Annotated in this window: 15 protein-coding genes; 8 read left to right on the plus strand and 7 right to left on the minus strand. The window is 65.7% G+C overall.

The window, feature by feature from the left end:
- Positions 1-65 precede the first annotated feature (65 nt).
- From ABS761_RS04635 to ABS761_RS04645, 3 genes are all read left to right on the plus strand, one after another.
- Entirely contained in the window at positions 66-1,103 is a 1,038-nt protein-coding gene (locus ABS761_RS04635; RefSeq protein WP_350406924.1) for an ABC transporter substrate-binding protein, read from the plus strand.
- A gap of 194 nt (positions 1,104-1,297) precedes the next feature.
- On the plus strand, positions 1,298-2,416 hold the full coding sequence (locus tag ABS761_RS04640; protein ID WP_350406925.1) for an ABC transporter ATP-binding protein: 1,119 nt from the start codon (positions 1,298-1,300) through the stop codon (positions 2,414-2,416).
- 9 nt (positions 2,417-2,425) lie between these two features.
- Positions 2,426-3,244, plus strand: coding sequence for an ABC transporter permease (locus ABS761_RS04645; RefSeq protein WP_350406926.1), 819 nt, complete (start codon positions 2,426-2,428; stop codon positions 3,242-3,244).
- Here the strand turns inward: ABS761_RS04645 and ABS761_RS04650 are convergent.
- Genes ABS761_RS04650 through ABS761_RS04665 form a run of 4 tightly spaced genes read right to left on the minus strand, consistent with a single transcriptional unit; the run spans position 3,231 to position 8,563 of the window.
- The gene (locus tag ABS761_RS04650; protein WP_350406927.1) at positions 3,231-5,189 is read right to left on the minus strand and encodes a CHASE2 domain-containing protein; all 1,959 of its coding nucleotides are present in this window, start codon (positions 5,187-5,189) and stop codon (positions 3,231-3,233) included. The genes ABS761_RS04645 and ABS761_RS04650 overlap by 14 nt on opposite strands.
- 10 nt (positions 5,190-5,199) lie before the next feature.
- Positions 5,200-6,327: a FecR family protein gene (locus ABS761_RS04655; protein WP_350406928.1), complete on the minus strand. Its 1,128-nt coding sequence runs from the start codon at positions 6,325-6,327 to the stop codon at positions 5,200-5,202.
- Positions 6,324-7,058, minus strand: coding sequence for a response regulator transcription factor (locus ABS761_RS04660; protein WP_350406930.1), 735 nt, complete (start codon positions 7,056-7,058; stop codon positions 6,324-6,326). The genes ABS761_RS04655 and ABS761_RS04660 overlap by 4 nt, the downstream gene beginning before the upstream one ends.
- Positions 7,055-8,563 carry a GGDEF domain-containing protein gene (locus ABS761_RS04665; protein ID WP_350406931.1) on the minus strand — a complete coding sequence of 503 codons (1,509 nt, stop codon included), beginning with the start codon at positions 8,561-8,563 and terminating at the stop codon, positions 7,055-7,057. Before ABS761_RS04665 ends, ABS761_RS04660 begins: the two co-directional genes overlap by 4 nt.
- 221 nt (positions 8,564-8,784) lie before the next feature.
- On the opposite strand from ABS761_RS04665, the gene ABS761_RS04670 reads away from it, so the two are divergent.
- The gene (locus ABS761_RS04670; protein WP_350406932.1) at positions 8,785-8,961 is read left to right on the plus strand and encodes a hypothetical protein; all 177 of its coding nucleotides are present in this window, start codon (positions 8,785-8,787) and stop codon (positions 8,959-8,961) included.
- A 49-nt stretch (positions 8,962-9,010) separates the two neighbouring features.
- Here the strand turns inward: ABS761_RS04670 and ABS761_RS04675 are convergent, their stop codons facing one another.
- A complete protein-coding gene (locus ABS761_RS04675; protein ID WP_350407058.1) occupies positions 9,011-9,910 on the minus strand; it encodes a LysR family transcriptional regulator in 900 nt (299 codons plus the stop codon).
- A gap of 226 nt (positions 9,911-10,136) precedes the next feature.
- On the opposite strand from ABS761_RS04675, the gene ABS761_RS04680 reads away from it, so the two are divergent.
- A complete protein-coding gene (locus ABS761_RS04680) occupies positions 10,137-11,435 on the plus strand; it encodes a 3-hydroxyacyl-CoA dehydrogenase (RefSeq protein WP_350406933.1) in 1,299 nt (432 codons plus the stop codon).
- Between the two features lie 77 nt (positions 11,436-11,512).
- Here ABS761_RS04680 and ABS761_RS04685 read toward each other — a convergent pair whose 3' ends face one another.
- Entirely contained in the window at positions 11,513-12,400 is an 888-nt protein-coding gene (locus tag ABS761_RS04685) for a pirin family protein (RefSeq protein WP_350406934.1), read from the minus strand.
- A gap of 152 nt (positions 12,401-12,552) precedes the next feature.
- Between ABS761_RS04685 and ABS761_RS04690 the strand changes: the two genes are divergently transcribed.
- The 3 genes from ABS761_RS04690 (at position 12,553) to ABS761_RS04700 (ending at position 16,276) form a co-directional block, all read left to right on the plus strand.
- Positions 12,553-13,659, plus strand: coding sequence for an S-(hydroxymethyl)glutathione dehydrogenase/class III alcohol dehydrogenase (locus ABS761_RS04690; protein WP_350406935.1), 1,107 nt, complete (start codon positions 12,553-12,555; stop codon positions 13,657-13,659).
- A gap of 10 nt (positions 13,660-13,669) precedes the next feature.
- Positions 13,670-14,557, plus strand: coding sequence for an S-formylglutathione hydrolase (gene fghA, locus ABS761_RS04695; RefSeq protein WP_350406936.1), 888 nt, complete (start codon positions 13,670-13,672; stop codon positions 14,555-14,557).
- Positions 14,558-14,770: 213 nt separating this feature from the next.
- Complete coding sequence (locus ABS761_RS04700; RefSeq protein ID WP_350406937.1) at positions 14,771-16,276, plus strand: sensor domain-containing diguanylate cyclase; 1,506 nt, start codon at positions 14,771-14,773, stop codon at positions 16,274-16,276.
- 18 nt (positions 16,277-16,294) lie between these two features.
- On the opposite strand, the gene ABS761_RS04705 is transcribed toward ABS761_RS04700, so the two are convergent.
- A complete protein-coding gene (locus tag ABS761_RS04705) occupies positions 16,295-16,900 on the minus strand; it encodes a hypothetical protein (RefSeq protein WP_350406938.1) in 606 nt (201 codons plus the stop codon).
- Between the last annotated feature and the right edge of the window lie 117 nt (positions 16,901-17,017).

A 17,017-nucleotide genomic window follows, 5' to 3' on the forward strand; every position in this document is an offset into this window, starting at 1 on the left:
AAGTGGCGATGAGATTGACCTGGCATTGAACCGGATATCAACGATTTATAAGTGAGGATGACATCATGATTGGTACAAAAGCAGCGTTGTCCACAGTGGCGCTGATGGTTGCCGGGCTTTCGATACAAGTCCAGGCCGCCGAACTCAATGTTTCATCGTATGGCGGGGCCGATGCGGCCGCCTACCGTGCCGCCTACTGGGAGCCCTTCGAGGCCCAGACCGGCATCAAGGTGAATGAAAGCCTGTCCGACGGATCCATCGGCAAGGTGCGCTCGCAAGTCGCGAGCGGCCATGTCGTCTGGGATGTGGCGCAGACGGACCTGGGCAATATGACCATCGGCTGCAGCGAGGGCTTGTTCGAGAAAATCGATCTCACCGGTCTGCCGGTGGACGATTTGCTGCCCAATACGATTTCGGAGTGCGGCATTGCGTCCGAATTCGCGGGGACCGTGCTGACGTATAACGCCAATGTCGTCAAGGAAGGGCCCACGTCCTGGGAAGGTTTCTGGGATACGGGGAAATTCCCTGGCAAACGGTGCCTGCGCAAGCATCCGGAAACGCTGATTGCGGCCTTGCTGGCCGATGGCGCGAGCCGGGACGAAATCTACAAGCTGCTGGGCACCGAGGAGGGCGTGAAGCGGGCCTTCCGCAAGCTGGGCGAGATCAAGCGCGATGTCGTCTGGTGGGAGTCGGGCACGCAGCAGATCCAGAATCTGCTCTCGGGCGAGTGCTCGATCGGCAGCACCTGGAACGGGCGGGCGGCGGACGCCAACGCGGCCGGCAACAACCTGAAACTCGTCTGGCAGGCGGGATACTACCTGCAATGGGATAGTTGGACCATTCTGAAGAACAGCCCGAACAAGGAAGCCGCCAAGCAGTATCTGAAATTCGCGCTCGATCCGCAGCGGCAGGCCGAATTCATGCGGCATATCACCTACGGCGTGGCCAATGAAAAGGCGTATCCCCTGATCCCGGAGACCTTGCGCGATCAGATGCCGACCACCAAGGAGCACCTGCAGTACGCGGTGGCCTCGGATGCGGAGTTCTGGCTGCGCAATGGGGACGAACTGAACGCCATGTTCCAGGATTGGGTGTCGCATTGACATTGAGCGCTCGGCGCAGGCCGTGATGTTCGGATACGTGAGCGGGTCGCCCCATGGTGATCGTGGCGCGGGGGCCGGCCCGAAACGGGCCCGCCGCCGCGCTGGGGTAGCCCGCGCGCACACCGAGCGGCAAAACTATTGAAAGGGCAGTCATGGACGGTAGTGCGAACCCGCCCGGGGAAGGTGCGGTGGAGATGGAAAAAGATATCCTGGTCCAATTCAAGAACGTCTCGAAAACCTATGACGGGGACGGGCTGGCCGTTCGCAACCTGGACCTGGACATCCGCAAGGGCGAGTTTCTGACCCTGTTGGGGCCCTCTGGGTCCGGGAAAACGACGACGCTGATGATGCTGGCCGGGTTCGAGACGCCCAGTGACGGTTCCATCTGGTTGTCGGGCAAACGCATCGACACCTTACCGCCCCATCGCCGGGGAATCGGGGTCGTATTCCAGCAGTATGCGCTGTTTCCGCATATGACGGTGGCGGAAAACATCGCGTATCCGCTGCTGTGTCGCAAGATGCCCAAGCACGAGATACGCGAAAAGGTGCGGGGCGCGCTCGAACTCGTGCAATTGGCCGATTTCGCCAATCGCAAGCCCAATCAGCTCTCGGGCGGCCAGCAGCAGAGGGTCGCCTTGAGCCGCGCCCTGGTGTTCGAGCCCTCGATCGTCCTGATGGACGAGCCCCTCGGGGCTCTGGATCGCAAGCTGCGTGAGACCCTGCAGATTGAGATCCGGCGCATCCATCGGGAACTGAAGGTGACGATCGTGTATGTCACGCACGATCAGAACGAAGCGCTCACGATGTCCGACCGGATCGCGGTGTACCGAAACGGCGAGATCAGCCAGATCGACACGCCCGACGCAATCTATGGAAATCCGCGGGACGCCTATGTAGCGACCTTTGTCGGCGAGAGCAATCTGCTGCCGGGCATGATCGAAGGTGTCGGCGATGGCGGTGCCTTGCGGGTGGCGCTGGATGCCGGCACCGGGGCCGAGGCGCTGGCCGCGGACGGCGCGGCCCTGGAAAAGGGCATGCGCATCGTCGCCTCGGTGAGGCCCGAGAACGCCAAGGCATGTGCTTCCCTGGATGACTTGCCCAGCACCCATCCAATCGGGTTCGGGTGCCTCGAGGGGGTTGTCGCCGACCTGATGTTCCTTGGGGAACAATATCGGATGAGCGTGTCCTTGAGCAATGGACAGATCTTTATCGTCAAGCTCTCGATCGGCGAATCGTCCAGGTTCGTCATCGGGCAATCGATCGTCGTGTACTGGGACAAGACGGACTTGAAGGTACTGGAAGCCGTAGCGTAGGGGCCTGGAATGAAAATTGCGCAAAACGACGTTTGGATTCTTGTCTTTAGGGTGCTGTGCGCCATCATCTTGATGTTCCTGCTGCTGCCCCTGCTCATCATCGTGCCGCTGTCGTTCAGTCCTGACAAGTTCTTTTCGTTTCCGCCCACCAGCTTTTCCCTCAAGTGGTATGCCAGCATATTCACCAGTGAGCGATGGCTGCAGGCCGGCCTGAATAGCCTGTTCATATCGGTTTGTGCCACCCTCTTGGCCACCTGCCTGGGTACGCTGGCTGGCGCCGGCCTGGCGAAGTACCGGTCCAGGACGAGCAATCTCGTCCTGGGACTGCTCTTGCTGCCCATGCTGGTGCCGATCGTCATTACGGGGGTGGGCATCTTCTTTCTCGACGCCTATCTCGGGATCGCGGGCACGTATGCCAGCATCATCATCGCGCAGGCTCTGGTCGGGCTGCCATTTGTCGTGATCACCGTCACCGCAACCCTGCAGGGATTCGATCACAACCTGATCCGCGCCGCGCTGAGCCTGGGGGCGAGTCCGGTCAAGGCGTTCGTCTCCATCCTCATTCCGGTCATCATGCCCGGGGTCCTGGCCGGGGCGCTCTTCGCCTTTGCCGTTTCATTCGACGAGATCGTCATCACCTTGTTCCTGATCAGCCCGGGCAAGGAAACCATACCCGTGCAGATATTCTCCGGCATCAGGGACAGCATCAATCCCGAGATCACGGCCATCGCGTCTTTGCTGCTGCTGGTGTCCGTCCTGATGATGCTGCTCGCGGGCCTCTTGCTGCGCGACCGGGACAAGCTGAGCAGTCTGGTCAAGAATGCATAGCCGGGCTTGCCGGGTGGGCGGGCTGCCCCGGCAGGCTGATCGTGAACCGGGAGCCTGCGCCGGGCTGGCTCTGGCAGCGGATGTACCCACCGTGCCGCGCCGCGACTGTCTGGGCGAAGGCCAGCCCCAGGCCGCTGCCGGCGGGTTTGTCCGCCCCCGCGGACGCACGCCAGAAAGGTGTGAACAGGTGCTCGATCTGGTCCGGGGCGATTCCCGGCCCGGTGTCCTGGACGTGGATGTGCCAGAACCGCTCATCGAAGGTCAGGCCGCAGTCGATGGCGCCGCCGCTCGAGCTATACAGGATGGCATTGTCGAGGAGATTGCCGAGGGCGCGAGCCATCAGGTCCATGTCGATCGCCAGGACCGCCTCGCGCTCGCCGCCGTCGAAGCGCAGGTCGATGCCGCGCTGTGCGGCCCGGGGCCAGCGGCGATCGCAGCAATCCTGGATCAGATCCTGCAGAATGCAGGGGCGGATGTTCAGGACGGCCGATTCGGCGCGCGCCAGTTGAACGAACTGATCCACCAGCCTCAGCGTGGCGTGGGCCTGCTGCTCGATATGCGCCAGGGCGTCGGTCTCGGACCATTTCAGCGGCGCCTGGCGGCGCAGCTCGATGGTCGCCAGGATGCTGCTCTGGGGAGATCGCATGTCGTGCGAGATGAAACCCAGGGTTTCCTCCTGCGCCTTGGCGGCCTGCTCCAGGCGCGAGATCGCCCGGTGCAGGCGGACGGCCCGCTCGGGCAGCGTGTCGGGACCGGATTGGCCGCTGGACTGTGGTTCGTCATGCAGAGGGATCCGCAAGCGCTCCAGCTCGGTGTCGATGTGTCCAAGCGAGGCCTCCTGGCAACGCCAGCTCCACAATGGGTAGGCGAGCAGGAGCGCGATCACCGGGCCCGCCGGCGGCAACCAGTATCGTGCCCATTGCATCAGTAGGGCGTCGAGGGCGAGAAAGACCGCCAGCGCCGCCAGTGCGCTGGCCAGACTCCATCGAGGGGACAGGACGCGCAGGCCCAGACAGACCGGCAGGACCGGGAGCAGCGCCGCCAGTGCCAGGACCAGTGGCGGCGCCAGGCGGATCCACGAGCCGCCTTGCAGGTTTTGCAGGCTGTTGGCGAGGATCTCGACCCCGGCCATCAGGCCGCCGCCGATGGCGGTGGGCAGGCGGTCGCCCAGCCCGGAGGCCCAGGCGCCGATGAGCACGATGCGGTCCCGGAAGACCTCATCGGAGATCTGGCCGCTCAGCACGGCGGCGTACGGATAGAGGGCGTAGCCGTGGTCGGGATCCGCGAACTGGATGTATGAGGCGGCATCCGGCGCGATGGCCTCGGCCCGCCGCGTGGCGGCGTGGTTGCCGCCAATGCGGGCGAGCTCCAGTGCGAAATGAGGCATCGGCGGGCCGCCTTGCGCGGGCGTGCGGCGCAATTCGATCCAGCGCAGGGTGCCGTCCGGGTCGGGTTGCGCGTCGATGCGGCCAACGGCCGCCGCGGCCCGGACCAGTTCGGGCAGCGGGGCGATCCGGTGCTCTCCGGTGGGATCCAGGACTATGGGCAGGACGACGCGTCCATGCCGGGCGATGGCCTGCGCGAGGATCGCATCGCCGCCCGGCCGGGTAGGGTGCGGCTCGGACAGGATGAGGTCCAGCCCGACGGCCCGCGCCTGTCCCAGGTGCTCGAGCAGGGCCGCGTGGATCGAGCGTCGCCAGGGCCAGTATCCCAGGGTTTCGATGCTGGCATCGTCGATGGCGATGATGGCGATGTCGCGGCTCGCGGCCGGGTGCGCGACCGCCTGCATCCCCAGGTCGTAGCTCAGGCGGTTGATCTCGCGGATGCCGGGGGCGTCGCTCCAGAGGGACAGGAGAATCGCCAGCAGGGACAGCGCGAGGGTGAGGCTCAGCCACTCGGCCCGCAGGCGGCGCCTGAGACCGCTGGGGTAACGGGTGCCCGCCACGCTCGCCGGGTCAGAAGGATTGCAGCGTGACGGGCGTCCCGTCGGTGGTCAGCACCGGCAGGCCGTCCGCGCTGGTCAGGCCGCCTTGAAGGCGCAGGGCGACGGTGGCGTCCCGACCCTCGATCCCGAGATCGTCGATGCCGCGTACGAACACATGGTACAGGCCGCCGAGGGCCGGCAGCCGGACCGGGGGCGCGGCGAAGCGCTGGCTGTGCGCCAGCAGGGCACCCTCGGCATCCTGGGAGACGCGGACGCGGTACGCGACCGCCCCGGGGAGCGCGGGAAAGTCCAGTGTCCCATCGGTGCCCACGTCCTGCGCGGCCGGCAGTTGGGGCGCCGACAGCAGGGGGCGGATGCCGCGGAATGTGCCGGATGTGTCGTAGACCATGCCCTGGTTGGCGTCGATGCGTTGTTCGGCCTGTCCCGCGTCGCTGCTCACCGCGGCGCGCCCGTGCAGGATTTCGTGGCGTGAGCCATCGGTGTCCGCATGGACGCGCAAGCGCGTGCCCCGTACGCCCGTAACGGTCGCTGGCGTGCGGACCTCGAACCGTCCGACGCCGGTATTTCCGGGTGCCACGATGGTTTCGATCGATCCTTGGCGAATCTCGAGAATGGTGTCGGTGAGTCCGGCACCCTGGAAGGCCCGGAGGTGCCCGATTCGCAGCTCGGTACCCGGCGCCAGCGTCAGCAGGCTGCGGTCCTCGAGCTGGATGGTGGCCGTGCCGCTGCCGCCGCTGCGCAGGATCTGGCCGTCGGCCAGCGCCTCGCCCGGGCGCAGCGGTCGATCATCCAGCGTGACCGTGCCCTTGACGTGGATGATGCTGGTGTCCGCGGGCCGCTCGGGGATGAGCGCAAACGGGATGCGCAGCACCGAGCCGATCCGCAGGGCGTGAGTATCGTCGACCTGATTCAGGCGCTGCAGGACGGTCCAGTTGGACGGCTGCAGCGTATAGCGGTGCGCGAGCTGCTCGAGCGTGTCGCCGGCCTCTATTTGGTAGAGGAAGTCCTCGCCGCGCGCGCCCAGCGGCTGGCTCGTTGCCAGCGGGGGCAGGGCCAGGCCCGCGCACAGCAGGCCCAGCCACAGACCGCGCCGGGGCAGGAGTCGAAGGAGACTGGAGGGATGCTCGGTAGAGGTCATGGGTCGGATTGAGGAGTGGACAGGAGTTCGAGCCGGTAGCCCAAGGCGTAGGAGGCGCTCAGCAGCGCGCCGCAGGCCGGCCCGAGCTGGAGCTTCTTGCGGATGTTCGACAGGTGGGTGTCCAGTGTACGCGAGGTGCTGGGCACTTCGCGGTTCCAGACCAGGGCGCTGAGGTCGTCGCGGGAAAACAGGCGCCATGGGTTACGCAGGAACAATGCCGCCAGGTCGAATTCCTTGGGCGTCAGGGAAATGGCAGCGCCCCGCAGGCGGATCTGCCGGGTGGCCACCTCGACCGTGAAGTCGCCCAGCATGAAATCCGATTCGAGAGGCGTCGCCTGCCCGTTGCGCCGCAACAGGGAGCCGATGCGCGCCAGCAGCTCCGCCGGACGCGGGGGTTTGCCGATGTAGTCGTCGGCGCCGGCGTTCAGGCCTTTGACGATGTCTTCTTCGTGTGTGCGATTGGTGACGAAAATGACGGGAATGGATTGGCCGCGGTTTGCGCGAATCCATTGCAGCACCTCGATGCCGTCGATGCCCGGGAGCTCCCAATCCAGCAGGAGCAGATCGAAGGATGCGCGGTTGCGCAGCGCCGCGAGCAGCGTGTTCCCCTCGCTGAAGAGCTGGCAGGTGAAACCCGCTTCCGACAGAATCTGCCGTACCCATTCCGCCTGGATAGCATCGTCTTCGAGAACGGCGATGGAATCGGCATGGGGCGTGGCGGGGCTGTTCATGGTGCCTCTTGGTGGGTCGAGGGTGACGGTGGGGGAGTAGGAGAGGCTTGCGCCGACGGTTCGATCCCGGCGTCGTGGTTGTGCGCTCGATTCCCTCCCATGCGCTTTGCCCGATACATGGCCTGGTCAGCATACGCCAAAAGCCCCGTCAAGGTGGCATAAGGTGCCTGGGAGGTATGGATGCTGCCGATGCTGACGGTTATGCGCAACGGAAGGTCGCCGTCCGCGTGCGGAATTTCGGCCGCCCCCACGCGGACGCGTAGCCGTTCGGCGATTTCGAGGATGTCCGGCAGCGTGGCGTCCGGCAGCAGCAGGCTGAACTCCTCGCCCCCCATCCGGCCGCAGAGATCGTGCGGCCGGATGGCCTCGCGGATGATGCGCGCGAACTCGCGCAGGACCCGATCGCCCGCCGGATGCCCATGAGTGTCGTTCACGCGTTTGAAGTCGTCGATGTCCAGCATCAGCAGGCCGCTGCCCTTCGGGGTCGGAGGGTGGCTTTGCAGATGTTCCTGCGTGTCGCGCAGGAACGCCTGCCGCGACAGCGTCCGCGTGAGCGCATCGTGGTCCAGGGCCTGGCGCAGGGCCTCGATGGTGTCGCTACGGGCGGCCAGGATGCCGGAGACCAGCAATGGCGCGCCGACCATCAGCAGGACGCCGAGCCTCAAGGAGGCGAAGTCCCAGGGTTGGCTGCCCGAGAGCGGGGTTTGGGTGCTGACAAGTATCCAGCCGTAGGCGATGCCCAGGGTGGTGATGGCGGCTGCGGCCGCCGCCAGCCACGCGGTGGTGCTTTGACGGTAGACGAGCGCACAATACAACAGGGCGGGGGCGGGGAAGATCACAGCCCCGGGGCCGCCGATCAGGGCGCACAGCACGAAGCTTGCGGCCAGCACGGCGATCGGCAGCCACTTGGCGGCGATGCGCTGTCGCGCCGCTCGGCCGGGGCGTTGCGGCTTGTGGCGGGCATCGGCCGTGCGGCGCCTGGGGAGCAGCAGGATCGGTGGCAGAAATGCGCTATAGCTCAGCAGTTGTCCAAGAAACCAGTTGGCGGCGCTCAGAACCCACTGGGCGCCGGGGGGTTGGAGGGTGAGGGAGACGGCTGCGTGCGTGGCGGCCGCGACGACCCCCACCAGCAGGAGGCGCGCGACGGCCCGCGGGCTGCGCAGGCTTTCCGGTGCGCCAAAAGGTGCCAGGATGCGCCAGGCGACGAGGAGGCCCGACAGATCGATCAGGCTGTGCGCCAGGGCCAGGGCCAGGGGCTCATTCCAGGCGAGGTTGGCGAGTGTCAGGCCGAACAGGATTCCGGCCCAGCCTTGCGGGGCGCTCAGGGCTGGGTAACGCAGCAGCAAGCCGGCCAGCACGGCATTGGCGGGCCACAGGACGGCCAGGCTATCGGCGGGGCGGGTTGTGAGGCCGAGCGCCGCCAGCAGGAAAGCGGCAGCCATGGCCAGGGCGGCCAAGGCCGTGTGCTGCCCGTGACGAGGCCAACGACGGAATGCCGGATACATGTCTTGGATCGAGTCAGGGTGGATCGGTCGTAATCGAATTTATCAGGGCGCTCCCAAGTAATACCATTTGATAACAATATTTAATGATTCGAGGATGCCGATGTCTCTTTTGTGCGGCCGGTTCATGGGTTTTTGCAATTCTTGAATAGTACAAGAGGGGGGTGAATGGAATAATGTATGTAATTCTGTAATAAAGTGAACCCATTTGCATGAAAAACAACATGGACGGCGATCAGGCCTTTGTAGCGGATTATTACGGGCGTCGGGAGACGCCGAGCTCGCCGCATGATCTGGATGAGTGTGACGAATGGCTGATCCGCAATGTGCGGGTATGCTCCCGCCAGGAATATCTGCGCTATCGGGACTACCTGATCTGCAGGGGGCATCCCGCCAAGTGAGCAACGGGCGAGCGCCGGGGGCCGTGGCCGCGGAATCGGCGCCGAAGTGTCAGGCGGCCGCCCAGGTGCGCGTGCGTTGGATCACGAAGTCGATCAGGGTGCGGGCGGCCAGTGTCTGGTAGCGGCCAGGCATGCGCAGCAGGAACATGCGTGTGCCGAATACGCTCAGGCGCCAATCGTCCAGGGCCAGCACGATGTGTCGATCAGCGACGGCCGAGGCCACCAGATAGTCCGGCACCAGCCCCACGCCCAGGCCGGCGAGGATGGCTTCCCGCAGGAACTGGAAATTCTCGGAGGCCAGCGTGGGATTCAGCATGATCTCCCGCCTGGTTTGCCCCTGATAGGCGGCCAGGCGCAGTGCCCGCCCGTGGACGGTGGACGTGATCAGAGGGATATTCGGCAGATCCTCCAGGCGCTCCGGCACGCCGTGTAGAAGGGCGTATTGCGCGGAGGCGCAGATGACATGGCGCACTTCGCAGAGCTCGTGGGCCACCATGTGCTGGGGCGGTTCCGACATGACGCGGACGGCGATGTCGATCTCTTCGCGCAGCAGGTCATCGATGCGGTTTTCAAATACCACGTCCAGGGCGATGTCCGGATAGGCGCGTTTGAATTCGATCATCCAGTCGGACATGATCAAGTGCCCGAAGCCGGTCGGCAGGCTTAGGCGCACTGAGCCGTGCAGGCCCCGCCCCAGCGAATCGACCGACTCGCGCGCGGCGAGTAATTCATCGCGGATGATGCGCCCGTGCTGGTAGAGTTTCAGGCCGAGTTCAGTGGGTTCGACGCGACGCGTCGTGCGCCGCAGCAACTGCTGCCCCAGAGATTGCTCGAGCTGTGTGAGGTGGTAGCTGATGTTGGCGCGGCTCATCTTGAGCGTGCGTGCGGCCTTGCTGAGGTTGCCCGCATCGATGATGTCCACGAGCAGGATCAGCGACTGCGCATTCAGAGGTCCAGCCATCAAGAATCCTTGACAGAATGTTCATATTATTTTGAATTGTCTAATAGGATCGAATGCTTCACAATCGATTTGTCGATGAACCGAGAACGCAAAGGGACCTGCGCCTCCTGCGCTGCGACGAGGGCACGACGCGGATTCGGCAGCCCGCCATCGAACAGCGCCCGGTGCGCCCGGTTTGATCGCCTGCCCTCTTTTGCACGCACGGACGATACGTATGGAGACTCCCGTTCATCCCATTGTCGAGGCGCAAGCGCTCGATTATCTGCTTGCCGCGCGGCGCCAGGCAGGCCTTCTGCCCGACGAGTGGCGGGCCAGCCCGCGTGAGGTCCGCCGCGTCGCGGTCATCGGCGCCGGGACCATGGGCACTGGGATCGTCATCGCCCTGCTGGAGGCCGGCATGGCCGTCGTCCTGCTCGACCGGGACGACGGCGTGGTCGAGCAGGGTCGGCAGCGCATCGTCCAGCACTACGAGCGCCGTGTGTCGGCGGGCAAGATGAGCGGCGAGCTCGCCGCGACCCGCCAGTCCGCGTGGGTCGTCACCACTGACTGGGCGAGCCTCGCCGATGTGGATCTGGTCATCGAGGCGGTCTACGAAGATCTTGCGGTCAAGCAGGAGGTCTTTCGCCGGATCGATGCGTCGGCCGGCCCGGACGCATTATTGGCGACCAATACGTCCTATCTGAATATTGATGATATTGCCGCTGCGACGCGGCGTCCCCGGAATGTCCTTGGTCTGCATTTTTTCAGCCCTGCGCATGTCATGCGGCTGCTCGAAGTGGTGCGGGCGGCGCAAACCTCGCCCGTCGCGCTCGCCACCGGCATGGCGCTGGGCGCCAGGCTCGGCAAGACGGCAGTGCTGGCCGGCAACGCCTTTGGCTTTATCGGCAACCGGATCTATAACGCCTATCGCCGGGAATGCGAGTTCATGCTCGAGGACGGCGCCTGGCCCGAAGACGTGGACCGGGCCTTGACGGCATTGGGCTTCGCCATGGGGCCGTTCGCCGTGGCGGATATGTCCGGCCTGGATATCGCCTGGCGCATGCGCCGCGCGCAGGCCGCCACACGCGATCCGCGCGAACGCTATGTCTCGATACTGGACCATTTGTGTGAGCTCGGCCGCTTGGGCCGCAAGACGGGTGCCGGCTATTACGCCTATGTCGACGGTCGGGCAGCGCCGACGACGGACGATGTGGTCCGTGGCCTGATCGAGCGCTCCAGCACCCAGCGTGGGATGACGCGCCGCGCGCTCGCCCCCGAGACCATCCAGCGCAGGGCCTTGCTTGCCATGGTCAACGAAGCGGGCTTGCTGCTTGCCGAGGGCGTGGCCCTCAGGCCAAGCGACGTCGATGTGGTGCTGACGGAAGGCTACGGTTTCCCCCGGGCGCTGGGCGGCCCCGTCTTCTGGGCGCGCCACCAGGCGGCGGAGCGCCTGGCGGCTGATCTGCAGGCCCTGTGCGAGGCGGCCGGCCATGGCTTTGTACGCGCCGATCTTTCCGTCTTTTCAGGCAATTGACTGCACAGAGGTTTTCCGCATGAGTGCCCAGGCGCTGTCCGCCATGCGGGCGGATGACCTCGTGCACATCGTCGCGCTCAGTAGCCCGGCGGCAGAGCCGGCGCCGTCAGCCGCGGGCCGTCGAAGCCAGGCACCTCGCTGAACCGCGTATCGCCGGTTTCCCAGTCGCGCTGGGCCTGGGCGATCAGGGCGCGCTCGGGGGCGACGAAATTCCACCACATGTGAATCTCGTACCCCAGCGGCTTGCCCCCCACCAGGATGGCGCGGGCGGTGGGCGCCAGCGTCAGGGCGCACCGGTCGCGGCCGCGACCGAGGACGGCCAACTCATTGGCGGCGAAGGTCTGGCCATCGATCGTTGCCGCGCCCTCGAGTACCATGAGCCCGTACTCGAAGCCCGGATCCAGCGCGGGCGTGAGGGTGGCGCCCGAGTCGCTGCGCAGGTCCAGACCCACCAGCGGCGAATACAGGCGGGTCGGCGCGCGGTGCCCCTCCCAGGTGCCGGCGAGCAGCGTGAGGTCGCAGCCAGCCGCCGACCAGCGCGGCAAGTCCGGATAATGATCGAAGGCGGGAGGGCAGTCCCAGTGGGTCTGGGGCAGGGCGATCCACAGTTGGGCCGCGTGCAGAGTCGTTTCTCCTGACAGGGATTCCTCGGTATGCGCAATGCCGCGTCCCGCCGTCATCAGATTGATCTGGCCGGGCCGGATCGTCTGGACGTTGCCGAGGCTATCGCGGTGCAGGACCTCGCCTTTGATCATCCAGGTGAACGTTTGCAGGCCGATGTGCGGGTGCGGACCGACGCGCATGCCGCCGCCGGGAGCGAAGGTCGCTGGGCCGGCATGGTCCAGGAAGCACCAGGCGCCGATCGTGCGGCAGTGGCGCGAGGGCAGCAGGCGGTTGACCGCCAGGGCGCCGCCGATCTCGGCGGTGCGCGCTTCGATGCGTTGGAGAGGGGCGGGGTCGGTCACGGCAGGCTCCTGGGACGGCTCGGATAGAATTCAGCATAGCATCGCCCCGTGGTCGCTGGCGCATCCGGGCCGAAATTGCTACGGTGGGCCGCCACGGCGGCCTCGCGCCATGATTCAGGCGGTCCAGTGTCGCCATCAACAAGGAGCCATCCATGAAAACCAAAGCAGCCATCGCCTGGAAGGCGGGTGAACCCCTCACCATCGAGGATGTCGACCTGCAAGGCCCCAAGGCCTTTGAGGTCCTGGTCGAAGTCAAGGCCACGGGAATCTGCCATACCGACTACTACACCTTGTCCGGCGCCGATCCCGAAGGCCTGTTCCCGGCCATCCTGGGGCACGAAGGGGCGGGCGTGGTCCTCGAGACGGGGCCGGGTGTGACCTCGCTCAAGCCGGGCGACCACGTGATCCCGCTCTATACGCCGGAATGCCGCCAGTGCAAGTCCTGCCTGTCGCACAAGACCAATTTGTGCACGGCCATACGCGCCACTCAGGGCAAGGGCCAGATGCCGGACGGCACCTCGCGTTTCAGCATCGGCGGACAACCCATCCATCACTACATGGGGACCTCCACCTTTGCCAACCACATCGTCGTGCCCGAGATCGCCCTGGCCAAGGTGCGCGAGGACGCGCCGTTCGACAAGATCTGCTATATCGGCTGCGGCGTGACCACGGGCCTGGGCGCCGTGCTGTTCACCGCCAAGGTCGAGGCGGGCGCCAATGTGGTGGTGTTCGGCTTGGGCGGGATTGGGCTGAATGTCATCCAGGGCGCCCGGATGGTGGGTGCCGGCAAGATCATCGGCGTGGACCTGAACCCGGCGCGTGAGGCGATGGCGCGCCAGTTCGGCATGACCGATTTCATCAACCCCGCCGAGGTGGACAACGTCGTCGAAGCGGTCGTGGCCCTGACCGACGGCGGCGCCGATTATTCCTTTGAATGCATCGGCAACACCCAGGTGATGCGCCAGGCCTTGGAATGCTGCCATCGCGGCTGGGGCCAATCCATCATCATCGGCGTGGCCGAGGCGGGCGCCGAAATCTCGACGCGGCCGTTCCAGCTCGTCACCGGCCGTGTCTGGAAGGGCACGGCCTTCGGTGGCGCGCGCGGGCGCACCGACGTGCCCCGGATCGTGGACTGGTACATGGAGGGCCGCATCAACATCGATGACCTGATCACCCATACCCTGCCGCTGGAGCGGATCAACGAGGGATTCGATCTCATGAAACGCGGCGAGTCGATCCGCTCCGTCGTTCTATATTAGGAGGTGCCCCATGAGCCGAGATGCCCGAGGATCGTCCACGCTTGAGTTGACCGGTGCGCATCGCGCCTTTGGTGGCGAGCAGCGCTTCTATCGTCACGATTCCGCCGCCATCGGCCTGCCGATGCGGTTTTCCGTATTCGTCCCGCCGCGGGTCGCCGCGGACGGTCCCGCGCCCGCACTGTTCTATCTGGCTGGCCTGACCTGCACCGAAGAGACCTTTCCCATCAAGGCGGGCGCGCAGCGCCTGGCCGCGCAACTGGGCCTGATGCTGATCGCCCCCGACACGAGTCCGCGCGGTGCGGGTGTGCCGGGCGAGGAGGCGGATTGGGACCTGGGTACCGGCGCCGGGTTCTACCTGGACGCCACCGAGGGCGATTGGGCGCGCGCCTACCGGATGGAAAGCTACGTCGCGCGCGAGCTCGCCGATTTGGCGGTGGGCGAGTTGGGTGCCGATGGCGCGCGGCTGGGGATTTTTGGCCATTCGATGGGTGGCCATGGCGCCCTGGTGCTGGCCTTGCGCCACCCCGGGCGTTTCCGCAGTGTCTCGGCCTTTGCGCCGATTGCCGCGCCCAGCCGCTGTCCCTGGGGCCGCAAGGCGTTCACGGCCTACCTGGGGCCCGACGAGCAAGCCTGGGCCGGCTATGATGCCTCGCGGCTGATGCAGGGGATGGCGCAGCCGCCGTTTCCCGACGGCATCCTGATCGACCAGGGCCTGGCTGACGGGTTCCTGCGCGATGGTCAACTGCTGCCCGAGGTTTTCGAGCAGGCCTGCCGGGATGCCGGTCAGCCCCTGACGCTGCGGCGTCACGAAGGCTATGACCATGGCTATTACTTCATCGCGTCGTGGATCGAGGATCATCTGCGTTTTCATGCGCGCGCCCTCGGAATCGAGGCCTGAGGCGGCGGTGGCGCGGCGGACGCGCCGCGCGTCCTTTGGGCGCTCTCGGTGCAAAACCGCTTGCTGGAACCCCGCGAATCAGCATACTGTATATGCCTCGACGCGTAAGAGGCTGAATTTGCGGGTTCTTCGGCGGCCGTCCGGGCCGCCGGCAATGCAAGGTCAATGATCCCCTGGCGCGAGGGTTTACGATCAGGAAGTGTAGAGGTTCTCATGAAGTCAGGCGACGCATCCACAGAGTCGTCCCCCGAAATGCAGGGATTCAGGCTGGATGATTTCTTCGAGGTCATGCCAATGTCCTTGTGGCTCGAGGACTACAGCGCTTTGCATGAACTCTTCGAGAACTGGCGCGCCCAGGGCGTGGTGAACTTCCAGGCCTGGCTCGCCGAAGACCGCGAGCGCCTGCTGCAATGCTCCCGAGCCATGCGCATCGTGCGCGTCAACCGCCAGACCCTGGACCTATATGCTGCCAGCTCGGGCGAGGCCCTGATGGCACGCCTGGGCGAGGTGATGCGCGACGACATGCTCGACGGGTTCGCCTCCGAAATGCTGGATCTCTGGAACGGCAAGGGCACCTTCCAGAGCAGCAGCGTGAACTACACGCTCGATGGGCGCCGCATCGATATCTCGCTCCGAGGGGTCGTGTTGCCGGACCGGCAGCGGCGCTGGGATCAGGTGCTGGTGGCCGTCGAGGATGTGACCGAGTTGCAGGAGTCCCGCCGCGCGGCGCTCGCCAACGAACGGCTGGCGCGCGAGCTCTTCGGGCAGGCGCCCGTCTCGCTGTGGGTCGAGGATTTCAGTCGCATCAAGATTCTGATCGATGAGGTGCGCGAGCAGGGCATCGTCGATTTCCGCACCTTCATCGACGTACATCCCGAGTTCGTGGAGCGCTGCCTGTCCGAAATCCGCGTGCTGGACGTCAATGGCCACACCTTGCGGATGTTTAAGGCGAACAGCCGCACCGAACTGCTGGGGCGCCTGGGCGACGTGTTCGGGGAGGAAATGCTGGCCTCATTCGCCGAGCAGCTCGTCGACCTGTGGGACGGGCGGTTGTTCCAGCAGCGCGAGGTGCAGAACCGGACGCTGGCCGGGGACGTCCTGTACATCCACATGCAATTCTCGGTGTTCGAGGGTTATGAGGATGACTGGAGCATGGTGCTGGTGGCCCTGACCGACATCACCGCCCGCAAGAAGGCCGAGAGCTACCTCGAGTACCTGGGCAAGCATGATGTGCTGACTCAGCTCAAGAACCGCTCGTTCTACGTGGACGAGCTCAACCGCCTCGAGCGCAAGCGGATCAAGCCGGTGTCGTTCATTTCATTGGATCTGAACAATCTCAAGGCCACCAACGACCTGGAGGGCCATGCCGCCGGCGATGCCTTGCTGCGACGCATGGGCGAGGTCCTGAACAAGGTCATCGACCGTCCCGCCTCGGCGGCACGGATCGGCGGCGACGAGTTCATGGTCCTGCTGCCGGGCACGGACGAGGAGGGCGCGCGCATCGTGCTGTCGAACCTCCATCGGCTCATCGAGCTCAACAACCAGTTCTATGGCGGCACCAACCTCAGCGTATCGGTCGGCGTGGCGACCACCTACCATCATGAGGGCCTGGGCCAGGCGCTGCATGCCGCCGATCTCGACATGTACCGTGACAAGCGCCAGCATCACGCCTTTCGGCGCGCTGACGACATCCGGCCCGAGGCCTCGGACGGCACCTGAAGGCTTCCCAGCCGCGCCCTATCGGGCCTGCAGTGTGACCAGGCCGGGCATGTCGGCCGATTCCAGAATGCGCCGCACGCGATCCTGCCAGGCCTGCGCGAAATCGCGACGCTGCGCGTCGCTGGCCTGGCCGGCGAGGATGCGCTGCAGCAGGGGCATGGTCATGGGGGCGGGCGGCACCTCGCGGGCGCTGTAGCTCGCCACGACGCAGGCGCCCGTGTCGCGGCGGGTGAAGGCGATTTCACCGGGGATGTCGGCCTCGAAGCGCATCAGATCGCGGCGGTCGTACTGGCCGGCCAGACCCTTGAATCCCGTGTCCGTGGTGGCGCCGGTCAGCAGGCCGACGACGTTCGCGATGACGCCGGTCACCCCGTTGCGCGCGTCGTCCGCGAATTCGACCAGGACCTCGCCGCGTCGGGGCAGGCTGTCGGGATACAGTGCGGCCAGGGCCTTGACGGCCATCAGGTAGGCGCCGGCGACCGTCGGACAGGAGTGCCCGGCCAGCCGGACGGCATCCGCGTAGCCGTACTCGAGGGTGCCGTCGTCCGAGGCGCCCAGCAGATCCGCCAGCGGGTCGTACAGCGTGATTTTCGGCGCATCGTCGAAGAATGCGGGGTGGGCCATGAGAGCAGCTCCGGTCGGAATCGAATGCCGCCAGTGTAGCGGCGGATCCCGGCGGCAGGCGGCTTAACCCTGCCTCCCGGCGGGTTGTGCGCGGTGCCATTTCCCGATCGTGCGGGG

Source organism: Castellaniella sp. GW247-6E4 (assembly GCF_040276065.1).
Taxonomy (GTDB): domain Bacteria; phylum Pseudomonadota; class Gammaproteobacteria; order Burkholderiales; family Burkholderiaceae_B; genus Castellaniella.